This window comes from Pelistega europaea (assembly GCF_013133775.1).
GTDB lineage: Bacteria > Pseudomonadota > Gammaproteobacteria > Burkholderiales > Burkholderiaceae_B > Taylorella > Taylorella europaea.
This window is the reverse complement of sequence record NZ_JABGBO010000001.1, coordinates 91,154-108,528: the sequence shown is the minus strand read 5'-3', so window position 1 is coordinate 108,528 and position 17,375 is coordinate 91,154. Positions and strand designations below refer to the sequence as shown.

Here is a 17,375-nt window from a genome sequence, read left to right as displayed (position 1 = left end):
CCCTTTTGCCCTAAAGTATTTCCCATAAATATGGGGGGATACTTTGGGGCGAATTTATTAGGTCTCATTATTGAGTTGCTATAACCAACCTAGAAACAAGCTTATGTAGGAGCAGTATTCCGTTATACTTACCATGCATTTGCACTACGCCAGACCACATAGTCTTTTTCTTTTTTAAGAGCTTCCTTCATCATTTCCATAAGGGGATAAGCACGACGTGCCAAATCCACAGGCTCAAGAACAGGGTGTATTTTTTCTTCTCCTCGCTCTTCTCGTTCTTCTTGTTCAGCATAAAAATCTGCACGTGTCTCTTTGTCCTTGGCAATCGCTTTAGCCAAAGCGTCAATACTACTTGCTAACTGCTCATGAGTAATAACCCCTTCTGCTGGCATCTTGTCATAATCACGTCCTAATGCTTTAAGCACTGCCAATGCATGTTTATCCAACATCAATACATCTGCACTTGAGTTTGAAGAAAAAGTAATCAACATAAGTAAAACTCCTAATGGATAAATTCATTCACCCCCCATTTTCAACGGGCAGATAAAACACGACAATTTCTATTGTATCGCTTTTATATGTTTCACAAAAAATACCAACAAGGAGACCCCATATGAAACAGATTATCAGCCTCTTGGTCTTGTTTATCCCTTTGGTTGCCCTAGGCACTACCTCGCCTTTGCACACAGATACACCAACGCCACTACAGATGAGTACACCCAGTCATACTCTCTCAAATATCCCGCCCTCCTCAGAGAACAATACCCTATGTACCCCAGCCAAAACAGGCAACCCTTGCTCAAGCACTTCTCGTGCGCCTACCCTCAATCTGGGGGCTGGTAATCCTATTCACCTCATAAGTGGCAATAAATTCCAACATGAACAAGACTTGTTATTGCGTCTATCTGGTCTAGAATTTAGCCGTTATTACAATGCCATGGCACCTATAAGCACCACCATGGGCATAGGTTGGAGCCATGCTTACAACACTCGGTTATTTCATCTCCCTCGGGCTTGGCAAATCTTGCTGGACGATGGTCAACGCATCATGTTTGAAACACCTAATACAACGGCTACTTCATCTGACTCGCAAACATCCGATGCATACTCAACTGGCATAAAGCAAGAGAAAAAACTTCGCCTAATGGCACGTATACCTCAGCAAGGCTATCTACAACAAAATTCTCTGCAAGAATGGGAATGGCATACTCCCGAAGGCACCATCCGGACATTTAACAAAGAGGGTTACTTGCGTCAGCTTATCATTGCTGGGTTTCCCACTATTTCTATCGATTATCAAACACTAACTCTCAACCCTAATCATTTGTCTGACAATCATGTATCAACACCCTTAACAGATACTTCACATTCACAAAATATACCCTCTCAGACATCACCCACACAGATAGTTTCTAACTCATCACCAAATACGCTACAACCAACATCTCATCTAGTCATCCAACGTGTATATAACCGACAAGAGGAAATCCGCTTTTACTACGATAGCTCTGCCCGTACCCCCCTTATCAGCCATATTGAAACACCAGTAGGTATATTTCGCTATAGCTATGATATACCCCAAGGCTTCTCCAACTATCGCTTAACCAAAGTACTGCGTGCTGATGGCTGGCAGCGAGAGTATTTATATGAGCCACAACATCAGGCAGGGAATCCTTATCGGTTAACAGGTATTACACTGACTACTCCTCAGCAACAACGCCTGCGTATCAATGAATGGCATTATCAAGCAGATGGAAAAGCCATTTATAGTCGTTCAAAAAATACAGCACTAGCACCTACACTACCTAATATTTCCTCTCAGGCTCTAACTGACGAACATGAATTACATATTCATTATGCTCGCCAAGCCATCAATGAAAACGATGAGAGCCTAACTATTATCCGTGACCAGCATGGACATCAAACACGCATCACAGGCATTATCAAAGGGGGAAATTATCTGCTTAAAGAGGTTAGTGGCATGGGATGTCATCTCTGCCCCCCAACAGGAACACGTGCAACCTATAATGCCAAGGGGCAACTTCAGTCTATTAATGGATTTAACCTTTACCGTGATGCACAAGGCAGAGTGCAACGTATTGATTTCCAACATCCAGCCTGGGATAAAGTCACTCTTGATTATGATGAGCAAGGGTATGCTAAGCAATGGCATACACAGATTACAGGAACTCGTCTCCCAGGACCTCCTGCTCTGGTAAAAATTGCATTACCTCAACCGCAGCAGGACACTGATTTAGCCTACTTTCAACAAGATCAATTAGTCTTTAAAAATGGACTTCATCTAAAACAGATGAGCAGGGGAGATAGACACAAACTACTGGTTTTAGAGAAAGAGGGAAAACCTTTATGGATACAAACACGTGCCTACAATACCAAGGGATTATTAGAAAAAGAGCAATTTCTTTTTCTATTGCTTGATAAACAAATCGAGAACCATTATCTCTACGATAAAAATTTCCGTCTGATTGGAGCCCTACAAAAAGAGGGGGAAATACCCTCCAATTTTTCAAAAGAATATCAAGATAACTCCTCAACAAGTACAATGATACTCTCCTCAAGAAAACAGCACCATACCAAAACACTCCCCCCATCATCCGTAAATCAATATAATGCTGCCACAACCAATCGCATAAAATCAATCAAAGAAACCTTGTTTTACTATGCATGGAATAACGATGGTAGTAGTAAAGCCTATGCTTTTAATCACATTAACATACATCCCAGAATCCTGCGTGATAAGCAAGGACTTCCTCTCACTGTAGATAAAAAGAAACTCTTTTATGGTAAACAAAACCGTATTGAAACAATCCTAGAAGGGCAACAAATCATTGCCCAATACCGTTATGACACTTATGGTCGTCGCCTTCAAAAAATAACCAAAACCAAACGCATTGACTTTCAATACAAAGGAAACCAATTAGATGTAGAAACTCTTTCTGCCATAGATACCAATGTGAAAAAACAACGCCACTATATCTACCGCGGCATCATGCCAGTAGCCTTCACAGAATCTCTATTAGACAAGGAAGGTAAAACATTATCTACTGCTACTTTCTTTATCCACAATGATCATCTTGGCTTACCCATCATGGTCAGTGATGAACAACAAAATATTCGCTGGGCTGCCTACTATTCTCCAACAGGTAAAGCAACCCAATTTACTGGTGATATTGAGTTTAATCTGCGTCAACCAGGACAATATTTTGATGCAGAAACAGGTTGGCATGATAATTATTTACGTACATATGACCCAGAGGCAGGACATTATTTAGAGCCAGATCCTCTAGGCCCTCTCGCCTGGAACGACCCTTATGGTTATGTAGCCCAACAGCCGCGTCAATTTATTGACCCTACTGGCTTAATATTATTCGCTTTTGATGGTACAACAAACAATCCCGCATCCGAGACCAATGTGTGGAAATTCTATCAACTTTATCAAGGACCTAAATTCTATACAGAGGGACCAGGAGCTATACCAGGAGAAAGTGTACATGATGCTCATGGTGGTGCTCTTTTTGGGACAACAGCTAGTCTTATTATTGACAAACAAAAGCAAAACTTTATCAATTATATGCGCACCATGCACAACAACTTTACCGATATTACCCCCATTGATATTGTAGGCTTCTCGCGAGGAGCCATGATGGGGATGGTCTTTTCTAATTATGTCAGAACACTGGTCAAGGATGGTTTATTTACTTATCAAGAGACCATTGTTGAAGATGGGCGGGAGCACATTCAAGATATACGAAGCTGTGTAGATTTACGCTTTATCGGCTTATTTGATACCGTTGCTCAACTTGGTTTAAATGGTGTCTACAACCATCGTGTTGACTACACAGCAGCTCCTGAGTGGCAGATTATTGCCCATGCTATTGCCCTAAACGAGTATCGTAGTGTCCTACCTTTGACTGTCTACCAAGGGGCAGATAACGTGGTTGAGCAAGGTTTCCTAGGCAATCATAGTGATTTGGGAGGAGTATTAGTTAAACGTGATTTACAAGATTTAGCCTCTGGTTTTACCTCTTTGCATGACAGAGCCTATGGGGATTTAGGAGATATTCCTCTGGCATGGATATACACACAAGCCCAACAAATAGGTGTAGCACTTCGACCACTGGACAGTATCAAAGTCACTGCAGGGCGTACCTGGTCAGACCCTCAAAAAGGGCGTTTAGATGAAGTTCGTTATCCTTTTATGCATAACACTTATGGGGAATATGCTAAACCCATCACCCACAATCCCTACACTGGAGTAACAAATAATATTCCCAGCAACACACGTGTCAGAGACAGGGAGTTACAAATGCCCAACACCAATGTTGCACATCAGAAACAAGGCGAAAATCCTCATATAGGTGACCGTATACGCCAAGAGCATATCAAAGCTGCTGAAGTTGAGTTTTTATGGGCAAAGACAGAAGAGTTAACAATGGCTGATGTGAGCATCTATGGCAAGCTCAATGCTGAAAAATATATCGCTTGGCTGGAACAGGAGCTTAATTGGAAGTCGCCCGTGAAAGCTGTTCGCCCATCCAACTTTTAGGAAGCTCTGTATTAGACCTGATGATAAACTACTTCTATTCCGCAATTAGACCTGATGATGAACTATTTCTATTCCGCATCTACTTTCAGTAGTTTTTTCCAAACTGCGTACAAATACAGAAAAGAAAAGTAAGTCTAATCTCTTGAACTCTATATGCAATGTAAATAACCTGTCTTTATTGCTCCTACAAACACAATAAAAAAGGAGCGGCTATTAATACCACTCCTTTTTAAACATTTCACACCGCAACTACTACATATTCAGGACTGAATACACAATAGGCTTTATGAACAATTTTATGAGAACCACTTTACAGTCCACGCCCTATGTCTCATCGAAAATGACGAAATCCTATGGCGCAATCAGATAAAATTAGTTCAGTGTGCTTGATGGACCAGAACTTGGACGCAACCCAGCTTTCTTAGTGTTGTGTTCTACATAGTTATAGTCAATTACACGACCAGTTCTAAGTGACACAACAACAGTCAAGGCTTGGTTCTTCTCGCGAGTGGTTATCATTGCTCCTGCGGCTGCAGCACCTGCTGCACCACCTGCTGCACCGGTATAGTAGCGTGCTGAACCACCACCAATTTGAGAGCCCAATAAAGCACCAGCGGCACCGCCTGCGATAGCTGCTACTGTACGTAGACCTTCGTTACTATCTTTGTATCTATAAATAAGTGTACGAGTACCCATTTTTGTATTTACAAAAACCTCATCAGGCTCCCCGAAAGTTGCCACGATTTGATCTTGAGTAGTTACATGACGTTGGATTTGAGCAACGGTTTGTGGGTTAATCACTTGACCACTTTGGCATGCAGTTAGAAACGCTGCTGTCAGTAGCACACTTAGCAATTTACTCTTCATTTAATTCTCCTTTCTGGCAATAATTGCCCCCTATGAGTGACAATTGTCATCAATTGTATGATGTTTTACTTATTTTTACTACCTTTTTGTGGAATTATATCTTAAAGACAACAAAATGCATCTCTTTTCCCCCTTTTTTCACTGAATATACCACTATCTTTGTGGTATTATTGCAATTATTTCTTTTTCAAAACAAGCCCTAACATACGGGCATTAACTGGTTATATCTTATGCTCCCTGAGCTTCAACATCAATTAAGTCAATTATTAGCTGAAGCAGTTGATACTCTGCTTCCCAATCAGAACCCTACTATCAAACTAGAACGTCCCAAACAAGCTGAACACGGTGATGTGGCAAGTAATATCGCTATGCAACTAGCAAAACCTGCTAAACGAAATCCCAGAGAGCTTGCACAGGATATTGTTGATGCACTAATGAGTAATCCTAGCGCCAAAGAAATCCTTGCTTCAGCAGAAATTGCAGGCCCAGGTTTTATTAATTTACGTTGCACAACCGCCGTACACCAAGAAGTGATTAACAAGATTCAAGAGCAAGGGGGTAATTTTGCCAAATCTCCCAGCAATGGTGAGTCACTTATGGTGGAATTCGTTTCTGCTAATCCTACTGGCCCTCTACATGTTGGTCATGCTCGTCAAGCTGCATTAGGTGACTGTATTTGTCGTCTATTCTCAGCAGCTGGCTACAAGGTTCATCGAGAGTTCTACTATAACGATGCTGGAAATCAAATCCATAACCTGGCAGTGAGTGTACAAGCCCGTGCTCGTGGGATTTCTCCTGATGACCCTAGCTACCCAGCAGATGGTTATCGTGGCGATTACATTGTCGACATTGCTAATGACTTTATAGCCCAAAAAACTGTCCATGCAGATGGACAAGAGATTGTTGCCTCTGGAGATTTAGATAATCTTGAGGATATCCGTCGTTTTGCAGTGGCTTATCTACGTCGTGAACAAGACTTAGACCTTAAAGCATTTAACCTACAATTTGACCAATACTATCTTGAAAGTTCTCTCTACACGGATGGATATGTCGAAGAGGTAGTGGACATTCTCACTAAAAATGGTCATACCTATGAGCAAGATGGGGCATTATGGTTACGTACCACTGAATTAGGCACTGGTGACGATAAAGATCGTGTCATGCGTAAAAAAGAAGGTGGATACACTTATTTTGTACCAGATATTGCTTACCACCGCACAAAGTGGAAACGTGGTTATCACCATGCCATTGATATCCAAGGTAGTGACCACCACGGCACTGTTGCTCGTGTTCGTGCTGGTTTGCAGGGTTTGAATATGGGTATTCCTAAAGATTATCCCTCGTATGTGTTACACAAAATGGTTCGTGTAATGCGTAATGGTGAAGAGGTAAAAATTTCCAAACGTGCTGGCTCCTATGTCACTATGCGAGACTTAATCGACTGGGTAGGTCAGGATGCTGTACGTTTCTTCCTTATTCAACGTAAAGCGGATACTGAATTCTCTTTTGATATTGATTTAGCTCTATCTAAAGGTGAAGAAAACCCTGTTTACTATATTCAATATGCTCATGCTCGTATTTGCAAAATTTTGCGAGATAGTGCAGAGCTGGCTCAACAAGTGAATCAGGCAGACATTAGCTTATTAACAGCACCTTCTGAAATCACACTATTAAAGCGCCTAGCAGAATTGCCTAATATGATTACTCTTGCTGCTAAAGATTTAGCACCACACTATATTGCATTCTGGCTATTAGATTTAGCAGCAGACTTCCATTCATGGTATAACGCTGAACGTATCATGGTCGATGATCAGGCACTCAAATTAGCCCGTCTGGCATTAGCAGATAGTACTCGCCAAGTTATTGCCAACGCGTTAGATTTATTAGGTGTTTCTTCTCCGGAGCAAATGTAGATTATGGCCCGCAAAACCTCATCTCAACAAAATGCCCCATCTCCTTTGGGATATATTATTTTTGGTATTGTTATTGGATTAGGTATTGCTGCTGCGGGTGCGTATTATTTCCGCACCCGTCTATCTACACCACCTACAGTGGCAACTGAGCCGACAAAACCTGTCACCCCCCTTGCCACTCCTACGGCTCCAGTAACACCTACACCTGCCACACCTGCTCCTGCAGCAGCTACTCCGGTCTCCCCTACCGCTCCAGTAGCAGCTGTTGTGACGCCAGCACCTGTAGTACAAGCGACACCTCCTCAACCCAATACTCCTGTTGTGTCCCAACAAGCAAAACCAAAGCAAAACAAGACCGAACCAGACCGTATTGGAGCTTTGATTCATGATATTAACAAGTCAGAGGCGTCCAAAAATTATATCCCTACCTACTTACAGGTAGGTGCATTTAAAAATTCTGAAGAAGCAAATGCTAAACGTGCCCAGTTGTTACTCCAAGGATTCACTAATATCACTATTGTCAAATCCAAAGTAGATAATGCGGACTTTTTTCGAGTGCGTTTAGGTCCTTTTGCCTCAGATAAGGCACTCAAAGAGGCGCAAGAGCAACTCAAAGCAAACAGTATCAACTCTACGCCAACAAGATAACTCTTGGTAAAAACACAACATTTCACTTATCAAGAAACGCGTTGAAGTAAAAACAAAGAAAACTTAGGGGATATACTCTATTAGCCCCCTTATTTTTGTGTCATCATGCAAAAAATATTTGATTTTCAAAAGAGCAATACTATGTCATTTCTCAACACACTTAAAAAACTTATCCCTGCTTTTGGTCTTGTTGCAGCATCTTTGACAGCTCAGGCCCAGGAAGCCCAATATACCACTTACGATACCGCTTTCCCTTCACATACACCTAATAAGGTTGAGGTGTTGGAGTTCTTCTCTTATGCCTGCCCTCACTGTGCTGCTATGGAACCCCTGGTAGAGAAATTGTCCAAAGAACTCCCAGAAGGGGCAGTACTTGTACAGGTACCTGTTGCATTTAATGCCGCTATGCAACCTATGCAACAATTATTTTATTCTTTGATGGCATTAAATCGTCCTGACTTGCATGAAAAAGTATTTAGTGCAATTCATCAAGAAAAGAAACGCCTATTTACTCGTGATGCCATTGTTGAATGGGTTGTTGAACAGGGGGTTGATAAGAAGGCATTTGAAGATGCTTATGATTCTTTTGGCGTAAATACCCAAGTCCGTCGTGCTACTGAATTGACTAATCAATATGAGATTGGAGCAACTCCTTCTTTCACTGTTGCCGGTAAATACCTTACTTCCCCTGGTATGACAGGCACTTACGAGAAGGCGATTACTGTAGTTAAGGAACTCCTTGCCAAAGAAATGAAGAAATAAGCTACGGCTTTTTTCTCTATCCACTGTTTTTTGTGTATTTTCGACAACGCCCAAGGTACTTTCATTTCACTTGGGCGTTGCTTATGATACGTTACATCTCAGTGGTTGAAGCTTCACTGTAGCAATAAGCAACACATGAAGCGAGATAACTAAACATTTCGAGCCTTAGCAAGAGCCTGCTCAAAATCCGCTATCAAATCTTCTATCGCTTCTAACCCCACATGTAAACGTAAAAGACTTGGGAAATCAGGGTTCCAATACCCGTGGACTCCCATGATGTCTGTATCAACCATTTCCACTAAGCTTTCATATCCCCCCCAAGAAAATCCTATGCTAAATAATTCTAGTGAGTCTACAAGCACTTGTGTTTGCTGCTTAGTTAAATTCAATGCAACAGATACCATGCCATTAGAGCCTAATGCATCACGCTTCCACAAGGCATGGTTTGGATCTTTAGCAAAAGCAGGATGGTAAATTTGTAAGGTTTCTGGTTGTTTATCAAGAAATCCGCAGAAGATTAAGGCATTTTCTGCATGGCGTTTCATGCGGACATCAATAGTTCGTACACCACGAATAGCGAGCCATGCATCATCAGCACTAACAGAAAAACCTAATGCATATTGACTCTCGTTAATTCGTTTAATAACAGCATCATCTTTAGCAACAACAGCACCCATCAACAAATCAGAGTGCCCACCAACATACTTTGTCATTGCCACAATACTCACATCAGCCCCCAAATTAAGTGGACGGTAAGCGATACCTGACCCCCAAGTGTTATCGATGACTAATAGAAGATTGTGTTTTTTGGCAATAGCCGCAATAGCAGGGACATCCAGTGTTTCAAATAGCACTGATCCTGGACTCTCTATGTAGATGAGTTTAGTATTGGGTTGGATATGTGCCTCAATTTCTTCTGGACGTCGCATACTGCAAAAAGTGCTACTGATATTCATGCGTCTAAGCACTGTTTTATCCATCTGACGTACAGGACCATAGACACAATCAGCCACTAGCATATGGTCACCCGCACTTAACAAGCTCAGCAAAGCCATTGAGATTGCATTTAACCCTGAGGAGGCTAAAAAAGCACGTATCCCACCTTCTAATTCACACATAATCTGCTCAAGTGCCTCATGGGTATCCATACCCATACGCCCATAGCCCACAATACGCTCACCGGCAGCATTTCGACGGTAAGTCTCCTGTAAATCTGCCCAGGTATTAAAACGAATGGTACTGGTGCGCATAGAAGGAATAGCAACAGGTACACGGGGGTGTTCTTCATCACAAACGGCAGTGCCTAAATGTGCTAGTTTTGTTAATAATGATTGAGTCATGACCAACCCTATTTAAAAATTGTTCAATTAACGATATGATGCTACTTGTTTGTCAAGTATACCAGTATTTTTTATCATGCCTATTGATATTTTCCTCAGTTTTTTTGGTATTTGTGTTTTATTAGCACTTGCTCCTGGACCTGATAATATTTTTGTGTTGTTGCAAAGTGCTCTTTATGGTACACGTGTGGGGCTAGTCATAGTATTAGGATTGTGTTCTGGTCTGTTTTTCCACACATTTTTGGTAACTGTAGGAGTTGCCGAATTCATCAGCAAGTCTGAAACTGCATTTTTAATCTTGCGAGTTGTAGGTGCTTGCTATTTGCTCTATCTTGCATACCTAACGATAAAATCCAAACCCATGCAAATTGAGGTACAAGAGGGGGACGATAATACTCAACCCAAGATGAATTTATGGCAATATTATCGTCGTGGGATTTTTATGAATGCCACTAATCCGAAAGTCACATTATTTTTCTTTGCTTTCTTACCTCAATTTCTTTATTCTAAAACCATCCCTCAGGCACAACAATTAATTAGCTTAGCAGCTATTTTTATGCTGGCTACCTTGTTGACGTTTGGTAGCATTGCTGTTTTTAGTGGTTATTTTGGGCGTATGCTTAAACAATCAGTCAAGGCACAGCAAGTGCTAAACATCATCACTGTTGTGGTGTTTGTGGGATTAGCAGTGAAGTTGTTCTGGCAGTAACTGTCTAGAGCTGAATTACTAGGTTTAGCTAAAAAAATTTGAAAATCTGATCAATCCTCCCCCTAGAAGCACATGCGATGGTGCTGTAGGGGAAAAGGAGCATCAACGTTTTTTGATGTTTATTTGTTGCAAGAGTTCCTCACTTGCCAATAAAACCCGCTAGTTTTTATAGGTGAAAAAATTAAGTTAATACTATCAAGGTATTACAAACCTATACACTCCATCCGCACTAACCTCGCGTTTCAGCTTTCCATCAAAGTACAAGGCATGCAGATGAGCCAGTGCTTCTCCCATTGCAAAAGTCAATTGATGCAAGTCTAGTTCACGCTTGAACATCATTGGCACAATTTCTGTCACAGTTACTGGATTAGTACACATTGCTAACACCTCTGCCAACCTCTGGTCATGGTGCTGAAACTGCTGTCTAATTCGCTCGTGGACCCCAACAAAAGGACGCCCATGTGAAGGCAATACCAGCACATCCTCAGGCAAATGTGCATATTTATGCAAGGAATCAAGGTATAGTGGCAATGGATTGGCCTCTGGCTCATAATCGAACACACTGATATTGGTTGAGATTTTGGGCAAAATCATATCTCCAGAAATCAATACATTCAATGTTTTGCAAAATAAGGCCATATGCTCAGGAGCATGTCCATAGCCTGAAATTAGCTCCCAAGAGTGGGGGCCTATCTGTAATGATTGCCCATCCACAAGACGATGAAAAGAGGTCGGAGGGATAGACACTAAACCTGGATAGTAAGTAGCGCGAGCACGGATTTTCTCTTGTGATTCAGGATCCGTCAAACCATGTCGAGCAAAATGAGCAACTGCCATATCACCCCCAGTACCAGCTCCAGCCACTGCATTCACTGTCCACAAGCGAGACACCATATAGTCTGTCATACTCATAAATAAGGGAACTTGCCATTTGGCACAAAGCCAACCTGCCAACCCTACATGATCAGGGTGCATGTGTGTCACAATCACCCTGGTTACTGGTAATTCCTCTAACTCATGAGTAAAAACCTCTTCCCATAAAGATTTGACAGGGTCTTTGGCAATACCACAGTCGACTATAGCCCAACCCTCTTTTCCCTCATAGACATCTTTAAGTAACCATAAATTGATATGATTTAACGCAAAAGGCAGGGGCATTTTAATCCACTTTACCCCTTCAGCCACGGTCAATGCATAACCAGCAGCTGGCTCTTGTCCATCAAAAGGATAACTCAGTTGGCGTTCGTTATCGTTCATGGTCTCACTCCTTTAGTGTGCGGTATCAGGGAAACTCACACTTGACTTATCTTTCAAAATAATACAGACTTTACGTATACGTCAAGTCATTAGTGGTCAATATAATATAAACTTTTCGTAAGCGTCAAGAAAAATTTACGGCGATTTAAATTGAGAATAAACCCTATATCCACTGAACTGCATCAACTATTATTTACACTATGAATCAGAGAACTTGGACCATTTCAGAACTAGCAAAGGAGTTTGAAGTCACTCCTCGCACATTGCGTTTTTACGAAAACCATCAAATTCTATCGCCTATTCGTGAGGGGCAAAGGCGTATTTATACACACCGTGATCGCACTCGTTTAAAGCTGGCTTTACGTGGCAAGCGTCTAGGATTCCATCTTAGTGAAATCCGTTCTCTAATTGATATGTATGATGGTCCTGGCGGTACTACATCACAGTTGCGCAATTACCTCGATGCCCTGCAAAAGCACAAAAAACAACTTGTTCAACAAAAAGAGGATCTGGAAAAGACATTAGTTGAGATTGAATATCAAGAAAAGCAGTGCCTAATGCTATTACAGGAATTGCCTCAAGAGAAAACCAAATAGCTGAAAAGAGCCTAAGCAATCTTTGTCCTATATAAACATTATTTTCCCTCAGAGACAAACTTATTCTTGGTTTAACCACTTTTACACTGCTGCTCGTTTCGTTTTCTACTGGTAAACCCCATGTTTACGTTAACGTCAACATCGAAGTAAAATAAGTGTCAATATAGTATGGTGAAATGGCATCATTGATTTTCACCCTCACATAACACACTTGGTACAGAGTCTTCTGTCCACACAAAGGAGATAACATGAATTTACCTGGTTTAAATTTTGAGTTAGGCGAAGACTTAGATATGCTTCGCGAGGCTATTCAACAATTTGCACAAGCAGAAATTGCCCCTCGAGCCCAGGAGATTGACCATTCTGACCAATTCCCGATGGATTTATGGCGTAAATTTGGTGATATGGGTTTACTAGGTTTAACTGTCTCAGAGGAATATGGCGGCACCAATCTGGGTTACTTAGCACATATGATTGCCATGGAAGAGATTTCTCGTGCTAGTGCCTCTGTCGGTTTGTCTTATGGCGCACACTCTAATCTTTGTGTCAATCAAATCCACCGTAATGGTACTCCTGCACAAAAACAAAAATACCTTCCCAAATTAGTCTCTGGAGAGCATATTGGTGCTTTGGCTATGTCTGAACCCGGTGCAGGCTCTGATGTCGTTAGCATGAAATTACGTGCCGAAAAGAAAGGGGATAAATACATTCTTAACGGTAGCAAAATGTGGATTACCAATGGCCCTGATGCGGATACATTAGTTGTCTATGCCAAAACAGAACCAGAAGCACATTCTAAAGGCATCACTGCTTTTATTATTGAAAAAGGGTTCAAAGGATTCTCCATTGCGCAAAAACTCGACAAAATGGGTATGCGTGGTAGCCATACGGGTGAGCTAGTATTCCAAGATTGCGAAGTGCCTGAAGAAAATATCCTGGGAGAGCTCAATGGTGGGGTCAAAGTCTTAATGAGTGGTTTGGATTATGAACGTGCCGTATTATCTGGTGGCCCTCTAGGGATTATGCAAGCCGTGATGGACGTTGTCGTTCCTTATATTCATGACCGTAAACAATTCGGCCAATCCATCGGTGAATTCCAACTTATTCAGGGCAAAATCGCTGATATGTACACAGCATTGCAGGCCTGCCGTGCATTCTGCTATACCGTAGGAAAGAATCTCGACCGAGCAGGTGCAGACCATGTTCGTACAGTCCGTAAAGACTGCGCTGCAGTGATTTTATATTGTGCAGAAAAAGCAACTTGGATGGCAGGAGAAGGTATTCAGATTCTTGGCGGTAACGGCTATATCAATGAATTCCCTGTGGGACGCCTCTGGCGCGATGCAAAATTATATGAAATCGGTGCTGGTACTAGCGAGATTCGCCGTATGCTGATTGGTCGTGAATTATTTAATGAAACGAAGTAATACCTCTACCCTGTCTTAATGTATCGTTATCACTTAAAGCATAGTAGATGCATTGAAGTCTTTCACAACGACTTGATAGTTACTCATACTTGATGCTGGTATTACAGAAAACTTAACCCTATCTCTGATAGGTAAACATTTTAAAGGAAATTTATTATGTCAGATCCTGTTGTTATTGTTTCTGCTGTCCGTACTCCTATGGGAGCTATGTTAGGCAGCTTATCTGGTTTGGCAGCACATGAGTTGGGTGCTATTGCCATTAAAGCTGCTGTTGAACGTGCTGGCATCAAAGGAGAAGATGTTCAAGACGTTATTATGGGTAACGTCCTACAAGCAGGACAAGGTCAGGCACCTGCACGCCAAGCAACACTAGGTGCTGGACTACCGCAAAGCGTAGGGGCATTAACCATTCACAAAGTATGTGGCTCAGGTCTAAAAGCAGTGATGCTAGCACATGATATGCTATTGGCAGGTAGTGCCGATGTCATTGTAGCGGGCGGTCAAGAAAGCATGTCTAACGCCCCTTATTTATTACCCAAAGCTCGCCAAGGCTATCGTTATGGACACTCAATGATGTATGACCATATGGCATTGGACGGTCTTGAGGATGCTTACCAAAAGGGTACTGCTATGGGTGTATTTGCTGAATTATGTGCCGATAAATTTGGCTTTACACGCGAGCAACAAGACGCTTATGCTATCGAATCTTTACGTCGAGCGAATGAGGCCATTGCTAATGGCAGCTTTGAGTGGGAAATCGTACCTGTGACTATTTCTGGTCGTAATGGTGATACCGTAGTGGATAAAGACGAATCTCCTCTTAAAGCCAAACCAGAGAAGATTCCTACTCTTCGTCCTGCATTTAAGAAAGACGGTACTGTGACAGCAGCTAATGCCTCTTCTATCTCTGATGGTGCTTCAGCATTAGTCTTAATGCGTGCCTCCACTGCAGAAAAACTTGGGGTAAAACCATTAGCTCGTGTCGTTGCCCACTCTCAACACTCACAAGAGCCTGCCTGGTTTACAACAGCTCCTGTTGGTGCGATTCAAAAGTGCTTAGATAAAGCAGGTTGGTCTAAACAAGACGTGGATTTATTTGAGATTAATGAAGCTTTTGCTGTTGTCACTATGGCAGCGATGAAAGAGCTTGATCTTGATCACGCTAAAGTCAATATTCACGGTGGAGCGACTGCTCTTGGGCATCCTATCGGTGCTTCTGGTGCTCGTATTCTCACTACTTTAGTGGGTGCGCTACGTAAAACTAGTGGCAAAAAAGGTATCGCTACCCTATGTATTGGTGGCGGTGAGGCAGTTGCCCTAGCAGTAGAGATGCTCTAACCACACTAGTGAAAGGAGCTTGTTCAACTAAAAGATTTCTGTGAACAAGCTCTCTCAACTAACAGATAATAAATGGGTGTATATCTGTTGGTAACTAAGTAAACCCTATATGGGTACGGTGTCAAACAGACCCGATAGAACTGTAGATAGTGAGTCACATCCCTGCGTCTATACGGTGTATGTTAAATAGCTTACTCAATTCAGTAAGTGGATAGTGAATAGCCCCTCTACCTATACGGATACGGTATTCCACAAACACCTATAGGGTTTATAACTTTGGAGATTGAGGTTTCACAAAAAACCTCGCTTTTTAGAATAAAAACGGAACTATTATGCCAGTCATTCAATCCAAAATTAACACTCGCTCGCAGGCCTTTTTGGACAATGCAGCAAGTATGCAAGCACAGGTCGATGACCTTAAAGCACAACTCCTTAAAACAGCGCTTGGTGGCAGTCAAGCTGCACGTGACAAGCACACAGCTCGTGGCAAGTTATTGCCTCGCGAACGTGTAGAGCGCCTGCTCGACCCAGGTAGTGCTTTCCTAGAGCTTTCCCCATTAGCTGCTCATGATATGTACGATAATGAAGCGCCTGGTGCAGGTATCATTACGGGTATCGGTCGTGTATCGGGAGTGGAGTGTATGATTGTGTGTAATGATCCGACTGTGAAGGGGGGGACCTACTACCCCATGACAGTGAAAAAGCATCTACGTGCACAGGAAATTGCGCAGCAAAATCGCCTACCTTGTATTTATCTTGTAGACTCTGGTGGTGCTAACTTACCACGCCAAGATGAAGTTTTCCCTGATCGTGAGCATTTCGGACGCATTTTCTTTAATCAAGCGCAAATGTCAGCTATGGGCATCGCTCAAATCGCAGTAGTGATGGGTTCATGTACTGCAGGTGGTGCTTATGTACCAGCGATGAGTGATGAGTCTATTATTGTTAAGAACCAAGGGACAATTTTTTTAGGTGGTCCCCCTCTTGTAAAAGCAGCAACAGGCGAGGTGGTTAGTGCAGAAGACTTAGGCGGTGGTGATGTGCACACTCGTTTATCAGGTGTGGCGGATCATCTAGCCAATAATGATTTACACGCTTTAGAGCTTGCTCGTCAAGCAGTAGCACGTCTCAACCTTAAAAAGAACAATCCGCTGCATATCATTCCTTCACGTGAGCCTTTATATAATCCAGAAGAACTTAACGGTATTATCCCTGTGGATACTCGCAAACCTTTTGATGTACGTGAGGTGATTGCTCGTATTGTTGACGGCTCTGAATTTGACGAGTTTAAAGCGCGTTTTGGTACAACACTAGTGACTGGCTTTGCACACATTCATGGAATGCCAGTGGGTATTATCGCTAACAATGGAATTCTCTTCTCTGAAGCCGCCCAAAAAGGCACTCATTTCATTGAGTTATGTTGCCAACGTAAAATCCCTCTGGTGTTCTTGCAAAATATTACTGGCTTTATGGTAGGTCGCAAATATGAAAATGAGGGGATTGCACGTCATGGAGCCAAAATGGTGACAGCTGTATCTACTGCCTCTGTGCCTAAATTTACCGTGTTGATTGGTGGTTCATTTGGTGCAGGTAACTATGGTATGTGTGGTCGTGCTTTTGGTCCTCGGATGCTCTATATGTGGCCTAATGCGCGTATCTCTGTAATGGGTGGGGAGCAAGCAGCTAGTGTACTTTCTACCATTAAACGCGATCAATACGAAGCCAAAGGTGAAACATGGTCGGCGGAGGAAGAAGAGGCATTTAAAGCCCCTATCCGTGCCAAATATGAAGTAGAAGGTCATCCTTATTACGCTTCTGCACGTCTATGGGACGATGGCATTATTCAACCTGCAGACACTCGTCGTGTATTGGCGCTTAGTTTATCTGCTGCACTTAATGCTCCGATTGAAGACACCAAGTTTGGCGTATTCCGTATTTAATGAGAGGTCAG

13 protein-coding genes are annotated in these 17,375 nt (G+C 42.3%); 9 read left to right on the top strand and 4 right to left on the bottom strand.

From position 1 onward, the window contains the following. Nucleotides 1-128: 128 nt before the first annotated feature. Nucleotides 129-491 (bottom strand): DUF1840 domain-containing protein, encoded by a 363-nt coding sequence (locus HKX40_RS00500; protein ID WP_171587608.1) that lies wholly within the window; start codon nt 489-491, stop codon nt 129-131. Between the two features lie 122 nt (nt 492-613). On the opposite strand from HKX40_RS00500, the gene HKX40_RS00495 reads away from it, so the two are divergent. After that, entirely contained in the window at nt 614-4,567 is a 3,954-nt protein-coding gene (locus HKX40_RS00495; RefSeq protein ID WP_171587607.1) for a phospholipase effector Tle1 domain-containing protein, read from the top strand. 372 nt (nt 4,568-4,939) lie between these two features. Here HKX40_RS00495 and HKX40_RS00490 read toward each other — a convergent pair whose 3' ends face one another. Continuing rightward, complete coding sequence (locus HKX40_RS00490) at nt 4,940-5,434, bottom strand: hypothetical protein (RefSeq protein ID WP_171587606.1); 495 nt, start codon at nt 5,432-5,434, stop codon at nt 4,940-4,942. 230 nt (nt 5,435-5,664) lie between these two features. On the opposite strand from HKX40_RS00490, the gene argS reads away from it, so the two are divergent. The 3 genes from argS (at nt 5,665) to HKX40_RS00475 (ending at nt 8,757) form a co-directional block, all read left to right on the top strand. Further along, nucleotides 5,665-7,347 (top strand): arginine--tRNA ligase, encoded by a 1,683-nt coding sequence (argS, locus tag HKX40_RS00485; protein ID WP_171587605.1) that lies wholly within the window; start codon nt 5,665-5,667, stop codon nt 7,345-7,347. A gap of 3 nt (nt 7,348-7,350) precedes the next feature. Beyond that, nucleotides 7,351-7,995, top strand: a complete 645-nt coding sequence (locus HKX40_RS00480; protein WP_171587604.1) for an SPOR domain-containing protein — start codon at nt 7,351-7,353, stop codon at nt 7,993-7,995. 141 nt (nt 7,996-8,136) lie between these two features. Then, the gene (locus HKX40_RS00475; RefSeq protein WP_171587603.1) at nt 8,137-8,757 is read left to right on the top strand and encodes a thiol:disulfide interchange protein DsbA/DsbL; all 621 of its coding nucleotides are present in this window, start codon (nt 8,137-8,139) and stop codon (nt 8,755-8,757) included. Between the two features lie 149 nt (nt 8,758-8,906). Here HKX40_RS00475 and HKX40_RS00470 read toward each other — a convergent pair whose 3' ends face one another. Then, nucleotides 8,907-10,097 (bottom strand): trans-sulfuration enzyme family protein, encoded by a 1,191-nt coding sequence (locus tag HKX40_RS00470; RefSeq protein ID WP_171587602.1) that lies wholly within the window; start codon nt 10,095-10,097, stop codon nt 8,907-8,909. 73 nt (nt 10,098-10,170) lie between these two features. Here HKX40_RS00470 and HKX40_RS00465 point away from each other — a divergent pair, with 73 nt between their 5' ends. Next, nucleotides 10,171-10,806 carry a LysE family transporter gene (locus tag HKX40_RS00465; protein WP_171587810.1) on the top strand — a complete coding sequence of 212 codons (636 nt, stop codon included), beginning with the start codon at nt 10,171-10,173 and terminating at the stop codon, nt 10,804-10,806. Between the two features lie 195 nt (nt 10,807-11,001). On the opposite strand, the gene HKX40_RS00460 is transcribed toward HKX40_RS00465, so the two are convergent. Beyond that, entirely contained in the window at nt 11,002-12,063 is a 1,062-nt protein-coding gene (locus tag HKX40_RS00460; protein WP_171587601.1) for an MBL fold metallo-hydrolase, read from the bottom strand. 200 nt (nt 12,064-12,263) lie between these two features. Between HKX40_RS00460 and HKX40_RS00455 the strand changes: the two genes are divergently transcribed. From HKX40_RS00455 to HKX40_RS00440, 4 genes are all read left to right on the top strand, one after another. Then, nucleotides 12,264-12,659, top strand: coding sequence for a MerR family transcriptional regulator (locus tag HKX40_RS00455; protein WP_171587600.1), 396 nt, complete (start codon nt 12,264-12,266; stop codon nt 12,657-12,659). Nucleotides 12,660-12,907: 248 nt separating this feature from the next. Beyond that, a complete protein-coding gene (locus HKX40_RS00450; RefSeq protein WP_171587599.1) occupies nt 12,908-14,086 on the top strand; it encodes an isovaleryl-CoA dehydrogenase in 1,179 nt (392 codons plus the stop codon). A 156-nt stretch (nt 14,087-14,242) separates the two neighbouring features. Next, nucleotides 14,243-15,424, top strand: a complete 1,182-nt coding sequence (locus HKX40_RS00445; protein WP_171587598.1) for an acetyl-CoA C-acyltransferase — start codon at nt 14,243-14,245, stop codon at nt 15,422-15,424. Nucleotides 15,425-15,756: 332 nt separating this feature from the next. Next, nucleotides 15,757-17,364 carry a carboxyl transferase domain-containing protein gene (locus HKX40_RS00440; RefSeq protein WP_171587597.1) on the top strand — a complete coding sequence of 536 codons (1,608 nt, stop codon included), beginning with the start codon at nt 15,757-15,759 and terminating at the stop codon, nt 17,362-17,364. Nucleotides 17,365-17,375 lie beyond the last annotated feature (11 nt).

Coding starts and splice junctions, on each gene's coding strand:
- HKX40_RS00500 (WP_171587608.1), bottom strand. CDS start 491: ATGTTGATTACTTTTTCTTCAAACTCAAGTGCAGATGTATTGATGTTG.
- HKX40_RS00495 (WP_171587607.1), top strand. CDS start 614: ATGAAACAGATTATCAGCCTCTTGGTCTTGTTTATCCCTTTGGTTGCC.
- HKX40_RS00490 (WP_171587606.1), bottom strand. CDS start 5,434: ATGAAGAGTAAATTGCTAAGTGTGCTACTGACAGCAGCGTTTCTAACT.
- argS (WP_171587605.1), top strand. CDS start 5,665: ATGCTCCCTGAGCTTCAACATCAATTAAGTCAATTATTAGCTGAAGCA.
- HKX40_RS00480 (WP_171587604.1), top strand. CDS start 7,351: ATGGCCCGCAAAACCTCATCTCAACAAAATGCCCCATCTCCTTTGGGA.
- HKX40_RS00475 (WP_171587603.1), top strand. CDS start 8,137: ATGTCATTTCTCAACACACTTAAAAAACTTATCCCTGCTTTTGGTCTT.
- HKX40_RS00470 (WP_171587602.1), bottom strand. CDS start 10,097: ATGACTCAATCATTATTAACAAAACTAGCACATTTAGGCACTGCCGTT.
- HKX40_RS00460 (WP_171587601.1), bottom strand. CDS start 12,063: ATGAACGATAACGAACGCCAACTGAGTTATCCTTTTGATGGACAAGAG.
- HKX40_RS00455 (WP_171587600.1), top strand. CDS start 12,264: ATGAATCAGAGAACTTGGACCATTTCAGAACTAGCAAAGGAGTTTGAA.
- HKX40_RS00450 (WP_171587599.1), top strand. CDS start 12,908: ATGAATTTACCTGGTTTAAATTTTGAGTTAGGCGAAGACTTAGATATG.
- HKX40_RS00445 (WP_171587598.1), top strand. CDS start 14,243: ATGTCAGATCCTGTTGTTATTGTTTCTGCTGTCCGTACTCCTATGGGA.
- HKX40_RS00440 (WP_171587597.1), top strand. CDS start 15,757: ATGCCAGTCATTCAATCCAAAATTAACACTCGCTCGCAGGCCTTTTTG.